We start from the raw sequence: 20273 nt of genomic DNA on the forward strand, positions 1-20273 counted from the left end.
ACCTTTTGGTATTTCCGCATCGTGAAAAACTTTGTTAAAATCGCGGCAAATTAAAGGAGAGCTTTATATATGCCAGTTTATGTTGTGGGCCACAAAATCCCAGATTCAGATTCAATTTGTGGTGCTATTGCACTTGCGCACCTAAGAAACCAAATTGGTGAAGCATCAGTTGCCACTCGTTTAGGTGAGTTATCACCTGAAACAGCTTTCATTTTAGAAAAATTCGGTTTCGAAGCACCAGAATTTAAAACCAGCTACGCTGGCGAAGAAGTGTATATCGTTGACCATTCTGAGCTAACTCAAGCACCAGATGATATCGAGCAAGCGACGATTGTTGGTATTGTTGATCACCATAAGTTGGGTGACTTAACGACTTCAACACCTTTAGAGTGCTGGATCCGCCCTGTAGGTTGTAGTAACACCATCATTAAGATGATGTATGACTTCTACAACGTTGAGATCTCAAAAGAGATCGCAGGCATTATGCTTTGTGCCATCTTAAGTGACACGGTTATCTTCAAGTCACCAACTTGTACAACCGCTGACATTAAGTGTGTTGAAGCATTAGCTGAAATCGCTGGTATTGAAGATGTTAAAGCATTAGGCATGGAAATGTTTAAAGTGAAATCTGCTGTAGAAGGCACGCCTGCTCGTGATCTTGTTATGCGTGACTTTAAAGATTTCAACATGAACGGTAACCTAGTGGGGATCGGTCAGCTTGAAGTGATTGACCTTGCTGTATTTGACGAGATTAAAGCTGAACTTGAAGCTGATATTGCGGCACTAAAAGCAGAAGGTAATCGTCACAGCGTTCTATTATTACTGACCGACATCATGAGAGAAGGTTCTGAGATGCTTATTGTCAGTGACGATTTAGCAAAAATCGAATCGGCTTATAACTGTGAGTCACAAAACAGTAAAGTATGGTTAGATGGGGTATTAAGCCGTAAGAAGCAAATCGTGCCTCCATTGCAAGATGTGTTTGCCTAGTCTCTACTAGCAAGTTCTGTCTAGTCTTAAAATGCTGTCAGTCCTAAAATAGGTTGACAAAAAAGGCCGAACATTGAGTTCGGCCTTTTTGTTAGCTACACATTTCATAAAATGCGGATGAATTAGCCATTACTTTTTAGTGTCATTTTCACGTAACTTTTTCACGTAACTTATCTAGCCTTAATTGGGATAAGCCTAAAATGCTACCCTTGGTATATTCACCTTTGGTATTTATTTTACCGAGTTTAGTCCCTGTCAGTAATTCTACTGCTTGCTCTACATGACTGATTGCCCAAATGTGGAATTTTCCTTTTTCCACCGCGTCAACTATGTCTCGGCGTAACATTAAGTTATGGATATTTGACTTGGGAATAATGACGCCTTGCGTATCTTTACGGCCTTTGATTTTACACACGTCAAAGAAGCCTTCAATTTTCTCGTTAACGCCACCAATCGGCTGAGATTCACCAAACTGATTCATCGAACCTGTTATCGCAATATCCTGACGTAGCGCAACCCCTGAAAAAGAAGATAGCATGGCACACAACTCTGCCATGGTAGCACTGTCACCATCTACACCGCCATAGGACTGTTCAAAGGTAAGATGCGTCGACAACGGAATTTTATCTGTCTTGCCTAAAATCGATGCGATATATGCGGATAAAATCATTACGCCTTTAGAGTGAATGCTGCCACTTAACTCTACTTTGCGCTCGATATCGAAAACTCGACCCTCACCAAAAGCGGTCGTCGCGGTGATCCGGCTAGGGGCACCAAATTGGTAATCGGAGGTCGACATCACCGATAAGCCATTCACTTGGCCAACGGTTTCTCCTTGAGTATCAATTAGGGTAGTGCCATTAACAAAGCTTTGCATAAAGTCATCTTTTGCGCGGCAGATCCGTTTTTCTTTATTCGCTAACGCTTGCTCTACATGGCAGACTCTAATCATGTTTGAGTTAACTGAACGCGCGCAATAATTTGCTTCTCGTAATAGATTGGCAATATCGACGGAGTGCAGTGATAACATATTTTGATCATCGGCTTGGCGAGAACTGAATTCGATTACACGTCCAATCGCTTTTTTATCACAGTGCAGCATTTTATTGCTGTGTACTATGCTCGAGATGAACTGGGCGTAATGGGCCTCAGAATCATCGCTACGTGGCATTCTATCTTCAAAATCAGCTGTAACCCTAAACAACTCAGTAAACTCGGCGTCATACTGTTGTAATAGTTTATATGTCGCAAAATCCCCAAACAAAATGATCTTAACATCTAAGGGGATCGCTTCAGGATCCAGAGATATCGTCCCAGATAAGGTGACTTCACGTTCCAGTGAGGTCAAACTCAATTTGCGAGAACGCAGCGCACGCTTAAGTCCGTCCCATACATAAGGGTGCTCAAGCACTTTAACCGCATCAATCATAAGCACGCCGCCATTCGCCTTATGCAAGCTACCTGGGCGGATCAGTGAAAAGTCAGTGAAAACGGTACCTTTATAGGTCGCATTTTCTACGTAGCCAAAAATGGTGTGATAGTTGGGGGTTTCCTCAACAATAATCGGCTGCAATTGTGACGCTTGCGACACCAGTACATTGATCTGATAACGCCTTGGCATTTTCTTGCTCATTGAGGCATAGGCGAGGGCAGCTTGCTCTTCACTTTCTTCTAGGAAGATATCCAGATTATCAATGATGTCTTTATGCATCGCCTTAATGTAGGCTTTTACATTCGCTTGGTCTTTATATTGCTCTTTTAACGCAGTAAGGCTGTGGGTTAGGACTTCTTCAGCAACTTGTTCATCATGTTTTTGCTGCTTCTCAGAATACTCCTCTTCCCAAATGGTTATTTGTCTTACGATGCCACGCAGCTGTGCTTCAAGTGCAGAAATCGCATCTTGCATCACATCTTGCTCTTTGGCCGATAACGCCAAGTAGCTTTCTTCGGTGTGGGGCTCGTCACCGTTTAATGCTACCAACTCATAATTACCTTGAGGGGAAATCGAGAGTCCTACAGAATGACTCTTCGCCTCTTCTGTCAGCAAGAGCAAGGCTTCTTCCTGTTTGGCTGCAAGCTGATTCTTTAATTTGTCAGCGCGGCTATAGTACATCTCATTATCAAATGCTAAAGGCAATGCCTTTAGCAGTTTTGACATGAGCTTTTCAATATCTTTTTTAAAGCATAAGCCCATACCTGCAGGTAACTTAAGCACCTTGGGGCTACGAGTATCGTCAAAATTTACCACATAACACCAATCGTATAAGGTGCGGCCGTTACTATTGGGTGCTTGACGGTTTAGATGGCGCAGCACCATGGTGCGTTTGCCTAGGCCATTGCGACCAAGCGCATAAATATTGTAGCCTTTCTCTTTCATAGAAAGCGCAAACTCTACCGCTTGTTGAGCGCGGGCTTGACCCACAATTTGGTCTAATGGTTCGAGGTGTTTTGTCGACTTGCAGTCTGAAGAGAGCTTGTTAAGCGCCGATACGCGATAAAGCTTGGTACTGCTGAGAGGTTTTATTGGCATAATACGTCCTCTTAATGACGGTCAATATTTTTACTCTATACAGTTAAATCGCATATTTCTGCAATTATTTACCTTTAGGCCAAATATTGAGCGAAAAATGGTCTTGACTGCCGATTTTATAACCATAACGGTGTTGCGATGACTTTTTTCAGCGAAATACTTTTAAAAAAGGTGACTATTTCAAAGACTTTGTCGCTATAGGGCATAAACGTACTTATCTTTTATGACTTAGTTTGTTAAGTGGTTTATGACGAGGATTATGATGAGCTTAAGAGACAATTAATGACACTTTTTACGACAAGAAAGAAAATTTTACGACAAAAAGAAAAAGCCCTCAATTTATAAGAGGGCTCTACGTGCATCACATCAGACTATCCGTTCAGGCACTTAAACATAATCATAAACTTAAACCGTTTTATTGTTTAGCATGCTGTTGTAAAAACTTTAGCACTTCAGCCTGTTCATCAGGGTTTAATCCTGCTCTTGGGAACATACTACGAGTGATACCTTGCCACTGTTTATAGCTATGATCGGCAGGGTTTGGCGCCGCATGACACATGGTACATGCATGGTAGAAGATTTTTTCACCTTTACTCTGAACTTGCTGTTTCACAGATTTTATTGATTTTAGAGCCGCTGCAAGTCCCAAGCTTTTAATGTCGAAGGGCTGCTTAAGTGTTTCAATTTTGGGAGCCTGGTAAGCCTTATTCGGGGATTCGGGATCTAAACACTTTTTAAAGGCTGCCAAACAGGTATTCGCACTCGTTCCTTGACTGAGTCCACTTGATGGCCGAGCAGAGGTTAGCATGTTAATCGAACCTGAATTACAGCGACCTTTTTTATCCAGTTGCAGCCAGGCTCCTTCATGGATATAAATAACGCCGGGCATCACATTGTCAGCTATTTTTGCTCCCGCTAATAACGCACCGCGTTCATTGTATACTTCAATCAAATCCCCATCTTTAATGCCACGGTGCGCCGCATCATCTTTATTAATTAACGCAAATTGACGGCCATCAACAGACTCATAACGATTAACGTCAGCATTTGCCATTTGGGAATGAAGGCGCATCCATGGATGTGGGCTCAATACATGGACTTGATCAGGTTTGGCATTTCCTAGCCACTCGGCAGGAGGGATCCATTCAGGCATGGGCGGGCAGTCGGGTAAGTGATAAGACTCTATCTGCTCACAATAAAGCTCAATTTTACCTGAAGGGGTATGTAATGGATGTTTAGCCGGATCAAGGTAAAAATCGCGGTGTCTAACCCAGTCATTGGCCGTTTTTGGGGTACTGAGATGGGTTACACCTTTAAGCCAGAAACTGTCAAAGCTTTCGCTCGCATCAGATGCCGCGTATGCATCTTTAAGGTGCTGCATAAAGGTCTTATTTTCTGTGAATTGTTGCTGGACATTAAATATTTTTGCCAATGCCGAAAAGATCTCATAGTCATTCCAACTTTCGCCTACAGGCTTGATGACCTGTTTCATGGCATAGATCTTATTGTTAGAATAGGTTCCACCAGAGCTAATATCATTGCGTTCGAGCGTTGTCGTGCTGGGGAGTACAATATCGGCATACAGTGAGGAGGCACACCACCATGGATCTTGATTAATGATGGTTTCCACGTTGTTGTTAAGTGCTTGAATGAGTTCATTGGTATTTTGCTGGTGGGACAGCAAATTATTCCCTGCATTATAGATAAGCTTGGCGTTAGGGAATTTCAGGGTTTGACCATTACGAGTGTAGTTGCTCCCAGGATTATTCAGCATGTCAGAAATAAGTACCACAGGGCAACGTGCAGTTATAGGGTTACGCCCTTGCGATAGACCCGCAGGCATTTTTTTGCCTGACTGTGGCATCCCACCGTTACCATAATGCCAGCTGAAGCCTGCGCCTTCACCCGGTTTACCTATTTTACCTGCCATAGCCGCAAAGTTAATAATCGCCCAGTGGATCATCTCTCCATGTTGCGCTCGCTGCAGTGACCAACCGGCACAGATCTGCGTGCGCTTTTTTACCACCTGTTCTGCTAGTTTACGAATTTGTTTAGCACTGACTCCTGTAATTTCCTCCGCCCATTCAGGGGTTTTAGGTGTATTGTCATCAACCCCTTTGAGATAGTTAAGGTACCGGTCAAAGCCGACCGTATATTTGTCTAGATAAGCCTTATCATACAAATCGGATTGGTAAATATGGAACGACATAGCGGTAAACAGTGCGACATCTGTATTGGGGCGAATATTGATCATCTCGCTACCCATGGCTTTATCTGTTTGAGTTTGTTGCGGGTTTATCGAAATAAACTCAATCCCTTTTTCAGCAAAGGCTTGCCAGTGTTTATGCATAGCATGATCAGCAACCCTAAACTCAATCCGATTTGTTTTATATGGGTCACAGCCAACCAATAACATCAGTTCTGTATTATCTTCGATAACTTGCCATGCTGTTTGAGGGGAATAAACCTCCATATCGCCTATTACATGAGGCAATATTACTTCAGACGCCCCCGCGCTGTAATCTCCGCTACAAGCACTTTGGCCACCAATTAAGTTAAAAAACCGGCCTTGTAATGTTTGTGGCCTCATTAAACCAGCATGGGACCAACCGCCATAAGAAGAACTAAAAATCGCTTGGTTACCATGCTTGGCTATCGTATTGGCAATCGCAGTACTGACCATGGCCATAGCGGTGTTCCAGTCCACACGGATAAAAGGCTCTTTGCCTCTAAGGTGTGGTTTATGATCGCCTAATGGATTTTCAAAATAGGATTTACGCACCATCGGGTATTTAACCCTAGTGTCGCTGTAAGTTCGGCTTAAGATCCCTTCTAATAGCATCTTGGTCGGGAAAGCATCTATGTCTTTCAATGGCTGTACGCCGATCAGAACGCCTTCTTTGACGATAGCATTGAAGGGGCCATAATGGCTGGCATGGGGGATCGATTGAGTGTCATCTGCAAATACTTTGCCTGCAGGAAACAAGGTAAGCCCTTGCGCTGCAACGGTGCTTGCGAGTGCAGATTTAAGGAAGGTGCGTCTAGAGAATGTCATATCAGTCAGGCTCTCACTTATGGAAGATTGTAGAGGAACATGCTATTGGTTATGGTACATAACCGCTATTTTGACAAGCTAGCTAGGATTAAATATCACGTAACTATTCATGTCTTTGCCCTACATCAATAACGATAGCGCTTTGTGAAAAAATCCTTAAGTGAGATGACGTTATCTTTAAGCTCCTAACTCCAACTGCTAAGAGCTTATTCAGGTTGCCTTACAGACCTTTTAAGTATTGAACGTTGGTAGTATTGCTAACAAGGTTTGTAAACTCAGTGCTTGATAAATTTGGACTTGATACCTCTTTTGTTGATAACTTCGAGCTTGATAACTTTTGGTTTGATAACCCTGGGCTTGATAGTGCTTGCGATGATAGAAACTGAGTTAACTTGATTACAGTATCAAACTGATTTTGCTGTAATTGGCTATTAGTTACAATCGCGCGTAAATCCAGCATAACGCTATCAAAGTAACCTGATAGCTCAGTCAAGATCTGTGGATTAAAGAAGTGTTGACTGCCATACAAGGCATTATGCTCACGGCGCTTCTTGTCTATCACAAAATCAACCCCCTTTACATTAGTCAGTGAACTGGTTTTCTTACAAACCGTTAAGCACTCATCATCCATCACTGCTTTGTCACAACCACTGGACTGTAAAAACAAGCATTGACGGCTAGTCATTAACATTATCGGGTGAAAAAGACTGTAATGCACCTTAAAGCCTTTAGGCGCTTTAATCGCTTTTATCTGTATTTTATTTAGTTCATTAGACACAAACGCGCCGCTGCATCCTTGTTGCTGCAAGCTGTACATACTTATCGAATTACTGGTATTAAGGTAAGGGCCCGCAACCCAATTTATACCTAAGTCTGTGGCCACAACGCCAACGCCACTATTGTTAGTCACGATCAACTTAGGTTTTATCTCTTCGAGTAATTGTTTAGCGGCATTAAAATCTGTTTGCATAATAACAGCGCCAAACCAAGGAATAAGCTCAGGTTCTTGAGAAAACAGTAGGGCGAGTTTTTCGCGCTCTGCGTTTATCGCATCTGGAACTAAATAATAAACCTGGAGCCCTTTAAGTTCGATCTGCTGCTTTAATTGACGATACAGAGCAAGATCCCGTCTATTGGCTATTAGTATTGATAACTGAGTGAGGTTCTCGTTATGTGAAACCTGTGCCTGAGCGATGGTGTTCGTTGTATTAGTTGCTGCGTTAACGCTGTTGATGCATAGATCACTATTTATTTGCTGGCGAACCTGCTGCAAAGATACTGGCTCAACATGCTCTCGGCCGCTATTTAACCATGTCACTATCTGCTGCCTCATAGTGGTTAACTGCTTAAACGGCACAAACAAGTCTGCGGCTAAATCATCGAAACAAATAGAGTCTAAGGCATACTCAATGTTACCAAGACTTGTGAAACGTTTTAGTAATTCCTCTTTTAGCCCGTATTTATCAGATGTAACAAGCGCAGCGTCAGATAAAAGACTAAATTCACGTATCGCCTCAGATTGCTCAGCATCAACGTCTAGCATGTTGGCAGGCCGAACACAGAGTGTTATCCCTAATGCTTGGCCTTCCTGACCATAAAATTTTAGCGAAATAAGCGGCTTGGCTAAACTAAGTCGCGCTATTTTGTCGCCAAGAGTAGCAATAATTTCTGTTTTTTCATCATAGAGCGCCTTTTTCACATTCACCGAGGCAGCAGAGCTTTTCTCGGTAAGCAATCTAAGGCTTTCTAATTGAGTAAAATGCTGCACCGCGTTATCGCGTGGGTTATCTATGTACATATTTGTACCCACTGCGCCGTGTAAGTAACCATTAGAAAAGTCACGATTGAACACGGTATATAGCGGGGATTTGTCGGTCGAGATAGCGCTGCGCAGCTCAAGTCTTGTGATCTGTTTACGCCATGTATCAATCACCCGATACACGTAATGAGACTTCTTAATTCTACCTTCCACTTTCAACGAGTCAGCGCCAGCAGCGTAAAGCGCATCAAGATCTGAAAATGCTGAGTTATCTTTCAGGTTTAGTGGATATTGTGCACCAGTATCAGTGGTTTGATACTGATCGCGACAAGGTTGACTGCAACGGCCACGATTGCCAGAATTACCGCCATGGGCCGAGCTAAAGTAACACAGACCAGAAAAGCCAATGCAATTTGAGCCATGCACAAAGACTTCCGTGAGCATATCAAGAGCATGAGCTTTGTCTGACAGCTGTTTAATTTCGGTCAGATTAAGCTCTCTCGATAAGTTTGCTCTTGATGCGCCTAAACGTGACAAAAACTCGATTTGCCCCGTATTGTGGGTCGTTACCTGAGTCGATGCATGAATGTCTAACGTCGGATAGTGCTGTTTCAATAGGTAAAATAAGCCAAGGTCCTGCACGATCACGCCATCTATAGCGGTATTAACCAATTGATTTAGCAGTTTTAGTAATGCAGGCAGTTCTTTTTCTAACACAATGATATTAAGCGTTAGAAACAGTTGGCAATCATGTTGGTGGGCAATACGCAGCAGACCGTACAGATCTTCAAAACTTAAATTCTCGGCGCGGGTACGGGCATTAAAGCTATTAAGACCGCAGTACACCGCGTCAGCACCGGCAACGATAGCCGCTTTAATTGACTCGATGTCGCCACCTGGCGCGAGTAATTCAAGTTTTCTCATGGTATTCCTATTGATGGCTGAATTCCTGATAAAGAATTCATGGGGAACTGCTTGGTTATGGTGCAGTATGGTGATGCTTTGTGAATTGTAAGGTGTGGTACAGCTGAGATCTAGGACAGGCAATCTTATTTTACTAAATTATGATATTGATCCATTGTTGGCCCTATCGCCACTGATCATGAAGGCCCTGATTAAAGGGACAGATTAAAAGTGAGCCGAAAAGGGGGTCACTGATTAATGGACACTGATAAGGGACTAAGATTAAAGGGCCTGCAAATAGAGAGTGCTTTCTTATTCGGTTAGCAAGCAGTTCAAACAAGATTTAACATGCAGATGAAAGCAGAGTGGAAGTTAAGGTGGGCTCTAATAGGGTAAGGAGGAGGGGATAACAGATTCTGTGCTGATTTCCAGCCTTACCCACAAGAGCTTTTTTCGTTAGAAAATTTACTTAGCGATATTTGGGCCGACATAGCTAGACAACTTGCTATAGCCACCTTTTAATACTTTGACATTATCAAAGCCTAATTGACGTAGGGCAGTACCTGCCGCCATAGCGCGCGCCCCCGATTTACACACAATAACGACTGGCTTATCTGTTGGGATTTTATCTAAATTTTCAGGGATAAACAGTTCATCTAAACTAATATTTAGCTGATCTTTCATCGCAAGACCGAACACTTGACGCTCCTCGATGGTACGGATATCGATAGCAGTAACGCCAGTGTTATTTTGTAACTGTTTAACAAAGACTTCAGCACTAATCAATCCAATATCTTTACCGACGCTTTTACCTGTTGCATGGCTAAATTGGTCATTAAAGCTATTCGCCAATTTAGCGTCATATGCGTTAGCTTGTACACTAAGGCCTAGTAGCGCACATAATAACGTCATATTTACCACTTTGTTCATACACCTTATCTCCAGTTTTATTGTGAGCGTTAGCTATATGCTTGTCCTCACATTGCTATTGTTTTGTTAAAATAGTATCTTTTTTATTTGGTATTTATTAAAAACAGTCTTTATTTGAAACCGTATTCAGCCCAATGAACTTGGCCGCAATGAACTTGGCTTAGCTGCAGTGCTTCAGTTCACAGTGAAGCAAACTGATTATAGATAGACAGGGCGGCTAAAGTTTTTGCACTAAATCACATTAAAGTTGCAGATAAGATCTCAATGAAAATCAAAAGGCGTTAACGACGCACCATTTAGAACTCATCGGTTCACAACAATGATATAAGTCAATAAATTCATAGTGATATGGTCGCTACCGCATGCGGCGCATTATAGCCAGGCTAGATTGACGGCACAGTTGATTTACAATGTTTTATTTATAAATCTCAGCTTTTGTTAAGCATGTGGGGGAAAAGAGATCAACATGCTTGATGTTTAAGCGCGCTAAATAGTCTTATGAGTAGAATAGTTAAACTTGATTATGTGCATAGCTTTTTTACTCAATTCATTCAAGAGATATTTCATAGAACTCTTTCACTGAGCAAGCTTAACGTGCTTATAAAATGGATTTGTTTAGTAAAAACTCAATGGACCAATTCAAACCTAGCTAGATTTAAACTCTGTAGGAATTTAATAATCAACTAATTTACCAATGAACGAACTTAACTCTGACTCATTTAACTTTGGAAAAACGATAGATTGAACCAAATTAATATAAAGGCTTGTACGTTTACTCCTAAATTCTCGACATAAGCGGTACAACTTGCCAGTTAATCATCTGAATTCAAACATTGAATTAGCATAAATTTAATATCCGGCTGAATATTGCGCATAAGATTCTAGTAACTAAGTTAGTTGAAGAGAATTAGTCTGAATTAGTGTAAGCTAAACGCTTATATTCTCAAGTAATACATACTCAGAGTTTCCTTCCTATTTTCACTTATAAGTCTAATATTAGAAGTCCACTATGCTTTACAATCAAAATCACGCAGTTCGTTTTCCAAAAGGCAAGTTTGCTATGTGGAGTGTTTACAGCTTCACGGGCGCATCTATCTTAGCCTCGATTATCTTTTCATTATTACTGTTTCTTTCAATTGATGATGATCCTGTCATGCAGTTGTTATTTGGTGGATTAGCCGTCATTTTTGAACTCGGTAAATTCTTTGCGTGGTATGAAGTCGGTGAACGTTACTCTAGGAAGAACTTTATTGGCATGTTTTCAGCGCTTGGCTTTTATGCCGTGTTGGCTGCCATCTCTATTGGCGGTTCTATTGGCGGGATCAACAGCGCCACGAACAAGGCCCAAGAACATGTTCATGTGCAGCAGAGCAAGGCTAATGCCTTTAATATGCAAATCGATGCTATCGACAAGCAGATTGCACTTAACAATGTTGCCGCTGAAAAGTACATCCAGATGGAGCGAATTGCTACCGGTGTGATGCGAATTCAAAAAGAGAACAATAAATTACGTGAGCAGCAACAACTGCTAGCCATCCAGAGAGACAGCATCCCGGTGGTAAGCCAAGGTTCGATTGTTGGCTTAATTGAAAGTCTAGCAATGTCATTGAATATTAAAGCTGAGACAGCGCAGCTTGGATTAGTGGTGTTCTTATCCATTTTATTGGATTTCTTTGCCGCATTTTTTGTGGGGCTAATTGGTGAAGAAAATCGTTTTCGACAACGATTTAAACAACAATCGGCGCAACTTGAACCTATTACGCTAGATGCTTATAGACGATTACATAGTGATGAAACCGGTTTTATTCCTCTGTTTGAGCCTAAACAACTCAACGAGCCAGAAGCTAAGTCGACTTATGAGCAAGTAATCGATGCATTAGGTGCAAATCGAGTTAATTGCAGTAAACGCGCGGTGAGTCAGTACTTGAAGATCAGTGCTGAAGAGGTTGATGACATTTTCAGTAAAATGTTTAGTGAAGGCATAGTGACTAAAAAGCCAAATAATCATTTTCAATGGCAAGGTGTCAACCCGGTCTTAGAACCAGAAGCCATATAATCGTAATAACGAGCTATTTCAGCCGAAAAGGAAGTATCTGACAAGTTACTTTCTTTTTTTATGCCCTTTTTATAAAAATGTTCCAGATAAACAAGATTGCTGTTTGAATAAAAACAATAAAGCCCTTAGGATCGGCATTACAGAATATATGAACAAGATCATCGTCAATGCCAGCCAATCAGACAAATACTCACAACGAATCTTTAACGCTTTATTTTATCTACGACTCTCATTGTCCATGGAGCTATGCAGTTACACCTATCGCTGCTGAACTGATTAATGCTTTTGATTTTACTGAAATTCATTTACTACATTGTGCCCACTATAATGGCAAAGATGCCCCTAAAAAGGATCAGGTCTCGCAAGTTCGCGCTATCAGTCCAGTCGTTTTTGGTGATGACTACGTAAAACAAGTCAGCACTAAAGTTAACTCAATCAAGAGCGCTAACTTCATGTCTTGGGCTCAGTCTAAACAGGCTGATAAAGAGTTTGAATTGCTACAAGCACTGCAAAAGCAACACTTTGTTACTGGCAATCCATTAAATTCTAGAGAAGATTTCGAGCCTATCATTGCACAATACAAGCTTTCGCCTTCTAATAAAGTTTTTAAAGATGTTATCAGCCACGAAGCTGAAAGTGTGTTGGCGGGGATTGCTGACATAGGAGAGGCCATTGGAACATCGGCGTTTCCTGTACTCGTGCTGACTTATGGTGATGATGCTATCTTTATCGATCACTCACAGTATTTAGCTAAACCTGAAGATGTCGTGATAGCGGTACAAAAAGAGTTAGCAGCGTTAAGTTAGGCCGCCTTGCGATAGTTAAATGCGGATAGTGTAATTGCGCTAAAGCGCTAACAGTGAGTTATTGTTAGCGCGATTTTATAGCCATTCAAGCGGTTACTCTAAACAATTACTGCATAATCATCACCGCATAAAGTGACTTATTTAGAGCAGATCCTTATGAGCACAATATAAAAGATCACCAGCCCTAGCCATTTCAATGTTAACCCTGTACCAATAAACATAAAGCACCTCTTGTGATACTTTTGCTCCAACTTTTGTCACGGTTATTTTATCAACACAAGGTTAAACGGGGATTAATAGTGCTATTTTTATACCCATTTTTGTGCATAAACATGAATATAGCGGCCTAACGATAAAAATGGCTCTTGACGACATAGCTTCTGCTCCATGGCAACAATCTGCTCAAAACTAAAGTCTCCCATATCATGGTTTTGCATATAGTCATGAAAGGTTCTAACGCCGGTTTTCCCCAAAATATTAAAACCCGCTTGCTCAAGGCATCCATATACCAATTCTGGCTTTATTCCCTGCTGAGGTTGTAACTTAAACCGTTTACGGTGGGGCATCCCTTTTTCAATATGGTTAAGGTTGCCACAGATTAAATTCTTAAATAGCAGACCATTATAGTTATAAAACATCACCGAAATAATGCCGCCAGGTTTGACCTGCTCACACAGTGTCGATAACGCCTGAATCGGCTCCGCTAACCACTCCATCACCGCATGAAACAGGATTAAATCGACAGGAGTTTGTAAGTGCTCAGCAATGTTTTGCACTGGGCTATGAATAAACTGGTACTTATCCAACAGCTGATTGCCACTAATATCTTGCTTAGCCAGAGTGAGCATTTCACTTGATAGATCGCATAGGCTGACATTATGGCCAAGTGCTGCAATTTTTTGTGATAGTTGCGCTAGACCCCCGCCCGCATCAAGCACACTGAGCTCACTCGCGGTATTGGCCGATTTATCGTTAGATAGCATCAACAAGATCTGTTCAATATCTTGCCAAACAACGGTTTGCCTTATTTCGCCTTTAGCGGTGCCGTAAATACTGGCGGCAAACTTATGAGCTAAATCATCAAAATTTCTATCTTCTATCACTTGGGTCATCATTTTGCGGCTACATTACGTGGGCGCGGATTTTCTCATAGCTTGCATAAAAATCAAATCATAGAAATGAAAATCACACTACCATCAGTACAATCTAAAGCTTTGTAAAAACGTGGAAGAGAAGGGCATTAACTTGGTTTTGCATACGAAGACTGAAATCGTGGCGACTAGATATGCAGAAAACTGAATGAAGGTATCAAAAATTCCCGGGGTTATATTTCTTATTTTGCATAAAACATGATTATGAATTCACTTCGGGGTTTAACTCTACAGCTAATGGCTTCAAGCATTTTTAATGCAACACTTGCAGATAAAAAAACGGCTAAGCTGGTTAGCTTAGCCGTTTTTTACAATCTTGAACCACTTGTGATGATAACTTCAATGGTCTGAAACTGAGGTTATACTGTTTTATCGACGGAAGGTCACATTCTCTAATTCAGCCAAATGGATCTGCGTGGTGGCAATTTGAGTTTCAGCCAGCACCTTACCTTGGCGTATTGAATAACGAACAGGAACCTGACGGCGAACCGCATCAAATCCATTGTCGGCAGGTAGAACGAGCAAGTTACCAGGCTTGCCAAGTTCAATCCCATACTGATCTTGAATATTTAGCGTACGGGCAGACTTGCTGGTGATAAGCTCCAGCGAGTTGTTGATTTGATCGTAACCCATGATTTGGCAAACATGTAGACCCATGTGCAGCACCTGCAACATGTTAGCTGTACCGAGCGGATACCAAGGATCGAAAATATCGTCGTGACCGAAACAAACATTAATGTCAGCGGCGAGCATCTCTTTCACACGGGTAATACCACGGCGCTTAGGGTAATCGTCAAAGCGACCTTGCAAGTGGATATTAACCAGCGGGTTAGCGACAAAGTTAATGCCCGACATACCAAGTAAGCGGAACAGACGCGACGCATAAGCACCATTATATGAATGCATCGCCGTGGTGTGACTCGCCGTTACGCGCTCGCCCATTTGATATTTATGGGCAAGGGCTGCAACGGTTTCCACAAAGCGCGACTGCTCATCATCAATCTCATCACAATGCACATCGATAAGGCGGTCGTATTTACGCGCTAGCTCAAATACATAATGCAATGACTCAACGCCGTATTCTCGGGTAAATTCAAAGTGGGGGATTGCGCCAATCACATCCGCGCCAAGTTTAACGGCTTCTTCTAGCAGCTCTTTACCGTTAGGGTAAGACAAAATACCTTCTTGCGGGAAAGCCACAATCTGGATATCGACCCAGTCTTTCATCTCTTCTTTCACTTCAAGCATAGCTTTAAGTGCAATCAAGGTTGGATCAGACACATCAACGTGAGTACGAACATGTTGAATACCGTTGGCTATTTGCCACTTTAGCGTTTGCTTAGCGCGAGACTTAACGTCTTCGATAGACAGCATAGATTTACGCTCAGACCAACGCTCGATACCTTCGAACAAGGTGCCTGAAATATTCCAGCTTGGCTCGCCAGCGGTTTGCGTTGTATCTAAGTGGACATGAGGCTCACAAAAAGGAGCTACAGCCATACCGCCTTCGCCATCGATGATCTCTAATGACGCAGAGCTTGGCAGCTCAATGCTATCAGCCATTGGCACAATCGCTTTAAACTGACCACCTTCAATGAGTAGTTGATAAAGGCCTTCTTTACCGCTTAGCGATACGTTTTTGATCAACATATTTGCTGATGACATGGAGTTTTCCTTATGCATTGGTAGCATTTTTACAATCTGATTTAACTAAATTCTGTTTGCCTAAACGAACCTGAACTTCATCTATTAATAGATAGCTGAAGGCGCCAGCAAGCACAGCATTAATTGGCACTATGCCAGGTAACAAATGGCCTGCCAGTACGCCTATCATGACGCCGCTAATCGCAGCCCAATTGACAGTCGCAAACTTGGCATTGGCAAAGTCTTTGTATTTTTCGCGGTTTCGAAGGTAGTCGGCGATAATAATGCCACCAATCGGCGGGATTGCCGCAGACAAGAAGGTCAACCAGCCGACGAAGTTATTATATAACCATAGTGCACACAGGGTGCCGATTATGCCGTTAAAAATCGATAAGTATTTACTCGGTAAGCCGGTAATGTTTGCAAAACCAAGGCCTGAAGCATATAGCGCATTATCGTTAGTGGTCCAAATATTTAAGCCTAAGATGATAATCGCTGGGATCAACAAGCCTTGTGCAATCATCACCTCTGAAATATCGGCTTGGCCTGTTGCCGCCGCGCCTGCAGCGCCAAAGATAAACATCAGTGAGTTACCCACGAAGAAGGCAAACATAGTGACAAACACGGCAGTTTTTGGGTGCTTACCAAAGCGAACAAAATCTGCAGTCAGTGTGCCAGCTGAAATGAACGAGCCAACAACCAAAACCAAGGCGGTATTAAAATCAATTGGATTTTGTGGCTCAACAGCCATTAAACCTTGCATCCCGCCCATGGTATCAACCGCTTGAACTACTGAGAAACCACCAAATAGTGCGATTGCAGGAACTGCTATGGCGGATAAAATCATAATCGCGCCGATACCGAAGTAAACTGTGATGGTCATTAATAGACCCGAGATAATGATAAGCAGATTAGTGTCGATGCCTGTGGCTTTTTGGACTGGGATAGCAAACATAGCAACGCCAACACCAAACCAACCAACTTGAGTGCCACCGAGAAGTAGCGAGGGTAACCAAGAACCTTTTAAACCGAAAGAGTAACGAGCGAGGAGATGAGTCGAAAGACCAGATTGAGCGCCGATGTAACCAAGAAACGAAGTGTAAATACCGAGAATTAAATTACCAATGAGAACTGCGAGAACAAAATCATTAAAGGAGAGGCCAGTGCCGAGTGTTCCTCCTGTCCACATACTTGCTGAAAAAAAGGTTAACCCTAACATCACCATTGTTAGAGAAAGCACCCCTTTACGTGCCGATATCGGTACCGGGGTTAAACTATAATTATTATCGCTTGCCATTTATTGTCCTTGGATTAAATAAAGAAAATACACGGCTTACCTAAAACGAAAAAGCTACGCCAATACAGGGCTACAGCAGTTGCACATCAGGCAAACGGCGCGTAGTTTAGTGATTGTTGACGCAGAGTCAAGCAAATATAGAAGCGAATCTAATAAATAAAAACAAACGTAATCAAGCCGTATAAATAAAGCTAATACTTAGTTGTAGAGCGATGTAAAATGAGGCGGATAACAGCATTAAATGTTAATGGCAGACCGCCTAGAGCGGGGGCGTTAACTTATGTCGAAGTTTGTATCAAAAGCTTAAACGTAAAAAGTAGGCTGATATAAATCCATTTATCGAGCGTAAATTAATCATCACCCTAGTGTTATCGAAGTGAAGCCTGGATTCTCGACATTTAAGAATAAATGATAAAAGCTAAGCGTCCTCTGATAGAACGCTTAGCTTATTATTTTAAACTGCCAGCATAGTTAGAAAATGTGAATTGAGTTATGGAGCCGATTCAATTTTGGGCTTAGGTTTAAATAAAGCCAGTAGCGGAATTAAACATAAGTAGGAGACCAGTAAAAAACCGAACGTATACACGAACGCCGTTAATGTTGATTGCTGCTGCAGTATATTCTGCAGTTGGGCTATAAATGACGGGTCAGTGATCGTAGTACCTTGCATCTGCGCCGCGTTCTGTAAAACAGGGTTACTTGGCGAAAGAGCGCCGCCTAACTGGTTCCACTCTTGTTGCTGGATCCGCGAGAAATAGGTATTAACGATAGATATGCCGAAAGAGCCACCAATAGTTCGGCACAAATTAAACACCACAGCACCACTAATCGTTTCTTTCGGTGATAGGGTTGCATAGGCCAGCTGACTTAACGGTGCAAAAACCAATCCCATTCCCGCACCTTGTATAATACTCGGCAGTAAAATCCAGTAAATATCAATTTCAAGTGAATACTGAGTCATCAAATAGGTGCCAAGGGCATTAAGCGATAGGCCAACTGCGATAAGTAGCCTCGCATCGATTTTGTCCATGTAACGTGCCATTCCTAGCAAAACGATAGCTGATGCTAGGCCCCTTGGTGCCATAGCAAAACCAGTTGTTTCAACCGGATAATTCAATAGCTGTTCCAGCATCATGGGTTGCAGCTGAGTAATGCCAAACATCCCCATTGAGAAACCCGCCATCACAAGGCATGACATAGCAAGGTTACGATCGCGTAACAACCACACTGGCGCGATATCACTCTTAGTAATAAAAGAGCGCGCGACAAAGAAAACTATCGCAATTACGCTAATAATGGTGGCAAACAAGATGGTATTAGACTCAAACCAGGACTCTTGATTCCCTCGGTCGAGCACCATCTGCAACAAACCAATACCAATGGTCATTGCGATGACGATTGGCCAATCAATTTTAGGTTTACCTTTACCACCGAGCTTAACAAATAAGTAAATCAGCGTAAGGCAGACAGCGCCAACGGGGAGGTTCACATAAAAAATCCAGCGCCAATTCATATTCTCGGTAATAACGCCACCCAGTGTCGGCCCTAAAATAGGCCCTAGTAATATCCCGACACTAAACAGTGCCATGGCTTTACCACGTTGGCTTGCGGGATAGATCTGCACCATAATTGACTGAGACAGTGGGATAACCGAAGCCCCAAATGCTCCTTGCATCACCCTAAAGGTGACCATTTCAGCAATGCTATCTGCTTGTCCACAAAGTGCAGAGCTGATCATAAAGCCACTCACTGAAACCAACAGTAGATTACGCACACCAAATTTAAGCGCGAGGAAACTGGCTAGCGGAATAAATATCGCTTCAGCCATAGAATAAGAGGTCAGTACCCAGGTAATTTGATCAGACGTGACCCCCAATGCCCCCATCATATGCGGTAAGGCAACATTGGCGATGGTCATATCAAGCAATACCATGATGGCAGATAGCATTACCGCTAACGTGACGAGTTTGCGGCTGCTTTCACTCAATACCTGACTGTCATCAGTATTAGGCATTGTCTCTGAATTATCGCTCATGTTACTTCTCTTGATGCTTTGGTTGGCTATCAATCGTATCAATGGTTACGTTAGCACTTGCACCCACACGTAGTGGAAAGTCAGGATGCTCACTTTCGTTAGAGAGGCGAATTAACACAGGGAAACGTTGTGGCACTTTAACCCAGTTTCCCGTGGCATTTTCAGGCGGCAACAGCGTAAAGGAAGCGCCACTGGCCGGTGAAATGGCTTCAATTGTGCCGTGATAATCCACCTTAGGGTAAAGGTCTAGGGTGATTGTTGCACTCTGGCCTGCGGTCAATCGTTCAAGTTGGGTTTCTTTAAAATTAGCTTGAACCCAATACGTGTTATCAACAACTAAAGGCACAAGCGCTTGCCCTGGAGATACAACGCTACCAGCATGAGCACTTAATTTACCTAAAATGCCGTTTTTAGGCGCGAAAATATTAGTGTATGAAAGCGATAAACTTGCCTGACTCAGTGCTGCAGCCGCTTTTTTCACTTCTGGCGCAGCATTACCGTGCGCACCTTGAGATTTGATCAGTTGAGCCATGGTTGCCCGCGCGGCGATAACACTCTGTTCAGCTGCCGATAGCTTGGCACGCGAGTCGTCAAGTTGCTGAGCAGGCAACAACTCTTTATCGACTAAGTCTTTAATACGTTTATAGGTTACCTGAGCATCAGATAATTGAGCGACGGCACTTTTAACATTGGCACTCGCAGCAAGTATGGCATCATCGGTTGCCGCATTATTTTGCAGCGCCATTTCATAGGCTGCGCGAGCTTCATCTAGTTTAGCTTGAAAGGGAGCAGGGTCGATCTGCACCAATAAGTCACCTTGACTAATCTTTTGATAATCAGATGCATTAACACTGACGACTTTGCCGCTGACTTGTGGAGCGATGTAGATAATATTGGCATGCACATAAGAGTCATCTGTGCTCGGATAGTTTTTTTGATGTTGAATATAGAAATAACTCAGAGTAACAAGTACTGCGAGCACTACGGCTGCAAGAATAAGATTACGTACTAGATGGGATGGTGCTTGTGTTGAATTTTCGCTCATAATGTTAACCAGTCCGGTTATTCGACAGTCGTCGAGAAGGGGGTGAAGACTCATAACGCTTCAAGGCGTTCA

12 protein-coding genes are annotated in these 20273 nt (G+C 42.5%); 3 read left to right on the forward strand and 9 right to left on the reverse strand.

Annotation, left to right across the window (positions count from 1 at the left end):
- Positions 1-69: 69 nt before the first annotated feature.
- Positions 70-990 (forward strand): manganese-dependent inorganic pyrophosphatase, encoded by a 921-nt coding sequence (locus ACVBJC_RS02050; RefSeq protein ID WP_447159288.1) that lies wholly within the window; start codon positions 70-72, stop codon positions 988-990.
- 148 nt (positions 991-1138) lie between these two features.
- Here the strand turns inward: ACVBJC_RS02050 and ACVBJC_RS02055 are convergent, their stop codons facing one another.
- From ACVBJC_RS02055 to ACVBJC_RS02070, 4 genes are all read right to left on the reverse strand, one after another.
- Positions 1139-3520 (reverse strand): AAA family ATPase, encoded by a 2382-nt coding sequence (locus ACVBJC_RS02055; protein ID WP_447159287.1) that lies wholly within the window; start codon positions 3518-3520, stop codon positions 1139-1141.
- 415 nt (positions 3521-3935) lie between these two features.
- Positions 3936-6575, reverse strand: coding sequence for a molybdopterin-dependent oxidoreductase (locus ACVBJC_RS02060; protein ID WP_447159286.1), 2640 nt, complete (start codon positions 6573-6575; stop codon positions 3936-3938).
- 220 nt (positions 6576-6795) lie between these two features.
- The gene (locus ACVBJC_RS02065) at positions 6796-9258 is read right to left on the reverse strand and encodes a peptidase U32 family protein (protein WP_447159285.1); all 2463 of its coding nucleotides are present in this window, start codon (positions 9256-9258) and stop codon (positions 6796-6798) included.
- Between the two features lie 444 nt (positions 9259-9702).
- On the reverse strand, positions 9703-10167 hold the full coding sequence (locus ACVBJC_RS02070) for a rhodanese-like domain-containing protein (protein ID WP_447159284.1): 465 nt from the start codon (positions 10165-10167) through the stop codon (positions 9703-9705).
- A 1009-nt stretch (positions 10168-11176) separates the two neighbouring features.
- Between ACVBJC_RS02070 and ACVBJC_RS02075 the strand changes: the two genes are divergently transcribed.
- Together ACVBJC_RS02075 and ACVBJC_RS02080 are read left to right on the forward strand one after the other, a co-directional pair.
- Complete coding sequence (locus ACVBJC_RS02075; RefSeq protein WP_447159283.1) at positions 11177-12223, forward strand: Preprotein translocase subunit SecY; 1047 nt, start codon at positions 11177-11179, stop codon at positions 12221-12223.
- A 167-nt stretch (positions 12224-12390) separates the two neighbouring features.
- A complete protein-coding gene (locus tag ACVBJC_RS02080) occupies positions 12391-13029 on the forward strand; it encodes a protein-disulfide isomerase (protein ID WP_447159282.1) in 639 nt (212 codons plus the stop codon).
- 308 nt (positions 13030-13337) lie between these two features.
- Here the strand turns inward: ACVBJC_RS02080 and cmoM are convergent, their stop codons facing one another.
- From cmoM to ACVBJC_RS02105, 5 genes are all read right to left on the reverse strand, one after another.
- The gene (gene cmoM / locus ACVBJC_RS02085) at positions 13338-14144 is read right to left on the reverse strand and encodes a tRNA uridine 5-oxyacetic acid(34) methyltransferase CmoM (RefSeq protein WP_447159281.1); all 807 of its coding nucleotides are present in this window, start codon (positions 14142-14144) and stop codon (positions 13338-13340) included.
- A gap of 405 nt (positions 14145-14549) precedes the next feature.
- The gene (locus ACVBJC_RS02090) at positions 14550-15845 is read right to left on the reverse strand and encodes a cytosine deaminase (protein WP_447159280.1); all 1296 of its coding nucleotides are present in this window, start codon (positions 15843-15845) and stop codon (positions 14550-14552) included.
- Between the two features lie 10 nt (positions 15846-15855).
- Positions 15856-17121 (reverse strand): cytosine permease, encoded by a 1266-nt coding sequence (gene codB, locus ACVBJC_RS02095; RefSeq protein ID WP_447159279.1) that lies wholly within the window; start codon positions 17119-17121, stop codon positions 15856-15858.
- 490 nt (positions 17122-17611) lie between these two features.
- Complete coding sequence (locus tag ACVBJC_RS02100) at positions 17612-19156, reverse strand: DHA2 family efflux MFS transporter permease subunit (protein ID WP_447159278.1); 1545 nt, start codon at positions 19154-19156, stop codon at positions 17612-17614.
- Position 19157: 1 nt separating this feature from the next.
- Complete coding sequence (locus tag ACVBJC_RS02105; protein WP_447159277.1) at positions 19158-20201, reverse strand: HlyD family secretion protein; 1044 nt, start codon at positions 20199-20201, stop codon at positions 19158-19160.
- Positions 20202-20273 lie beyond the last annotated feature (72 nt).

It is taken from the genome of Shewanella sp. 0m-6 (assembly GCF_052977325.1).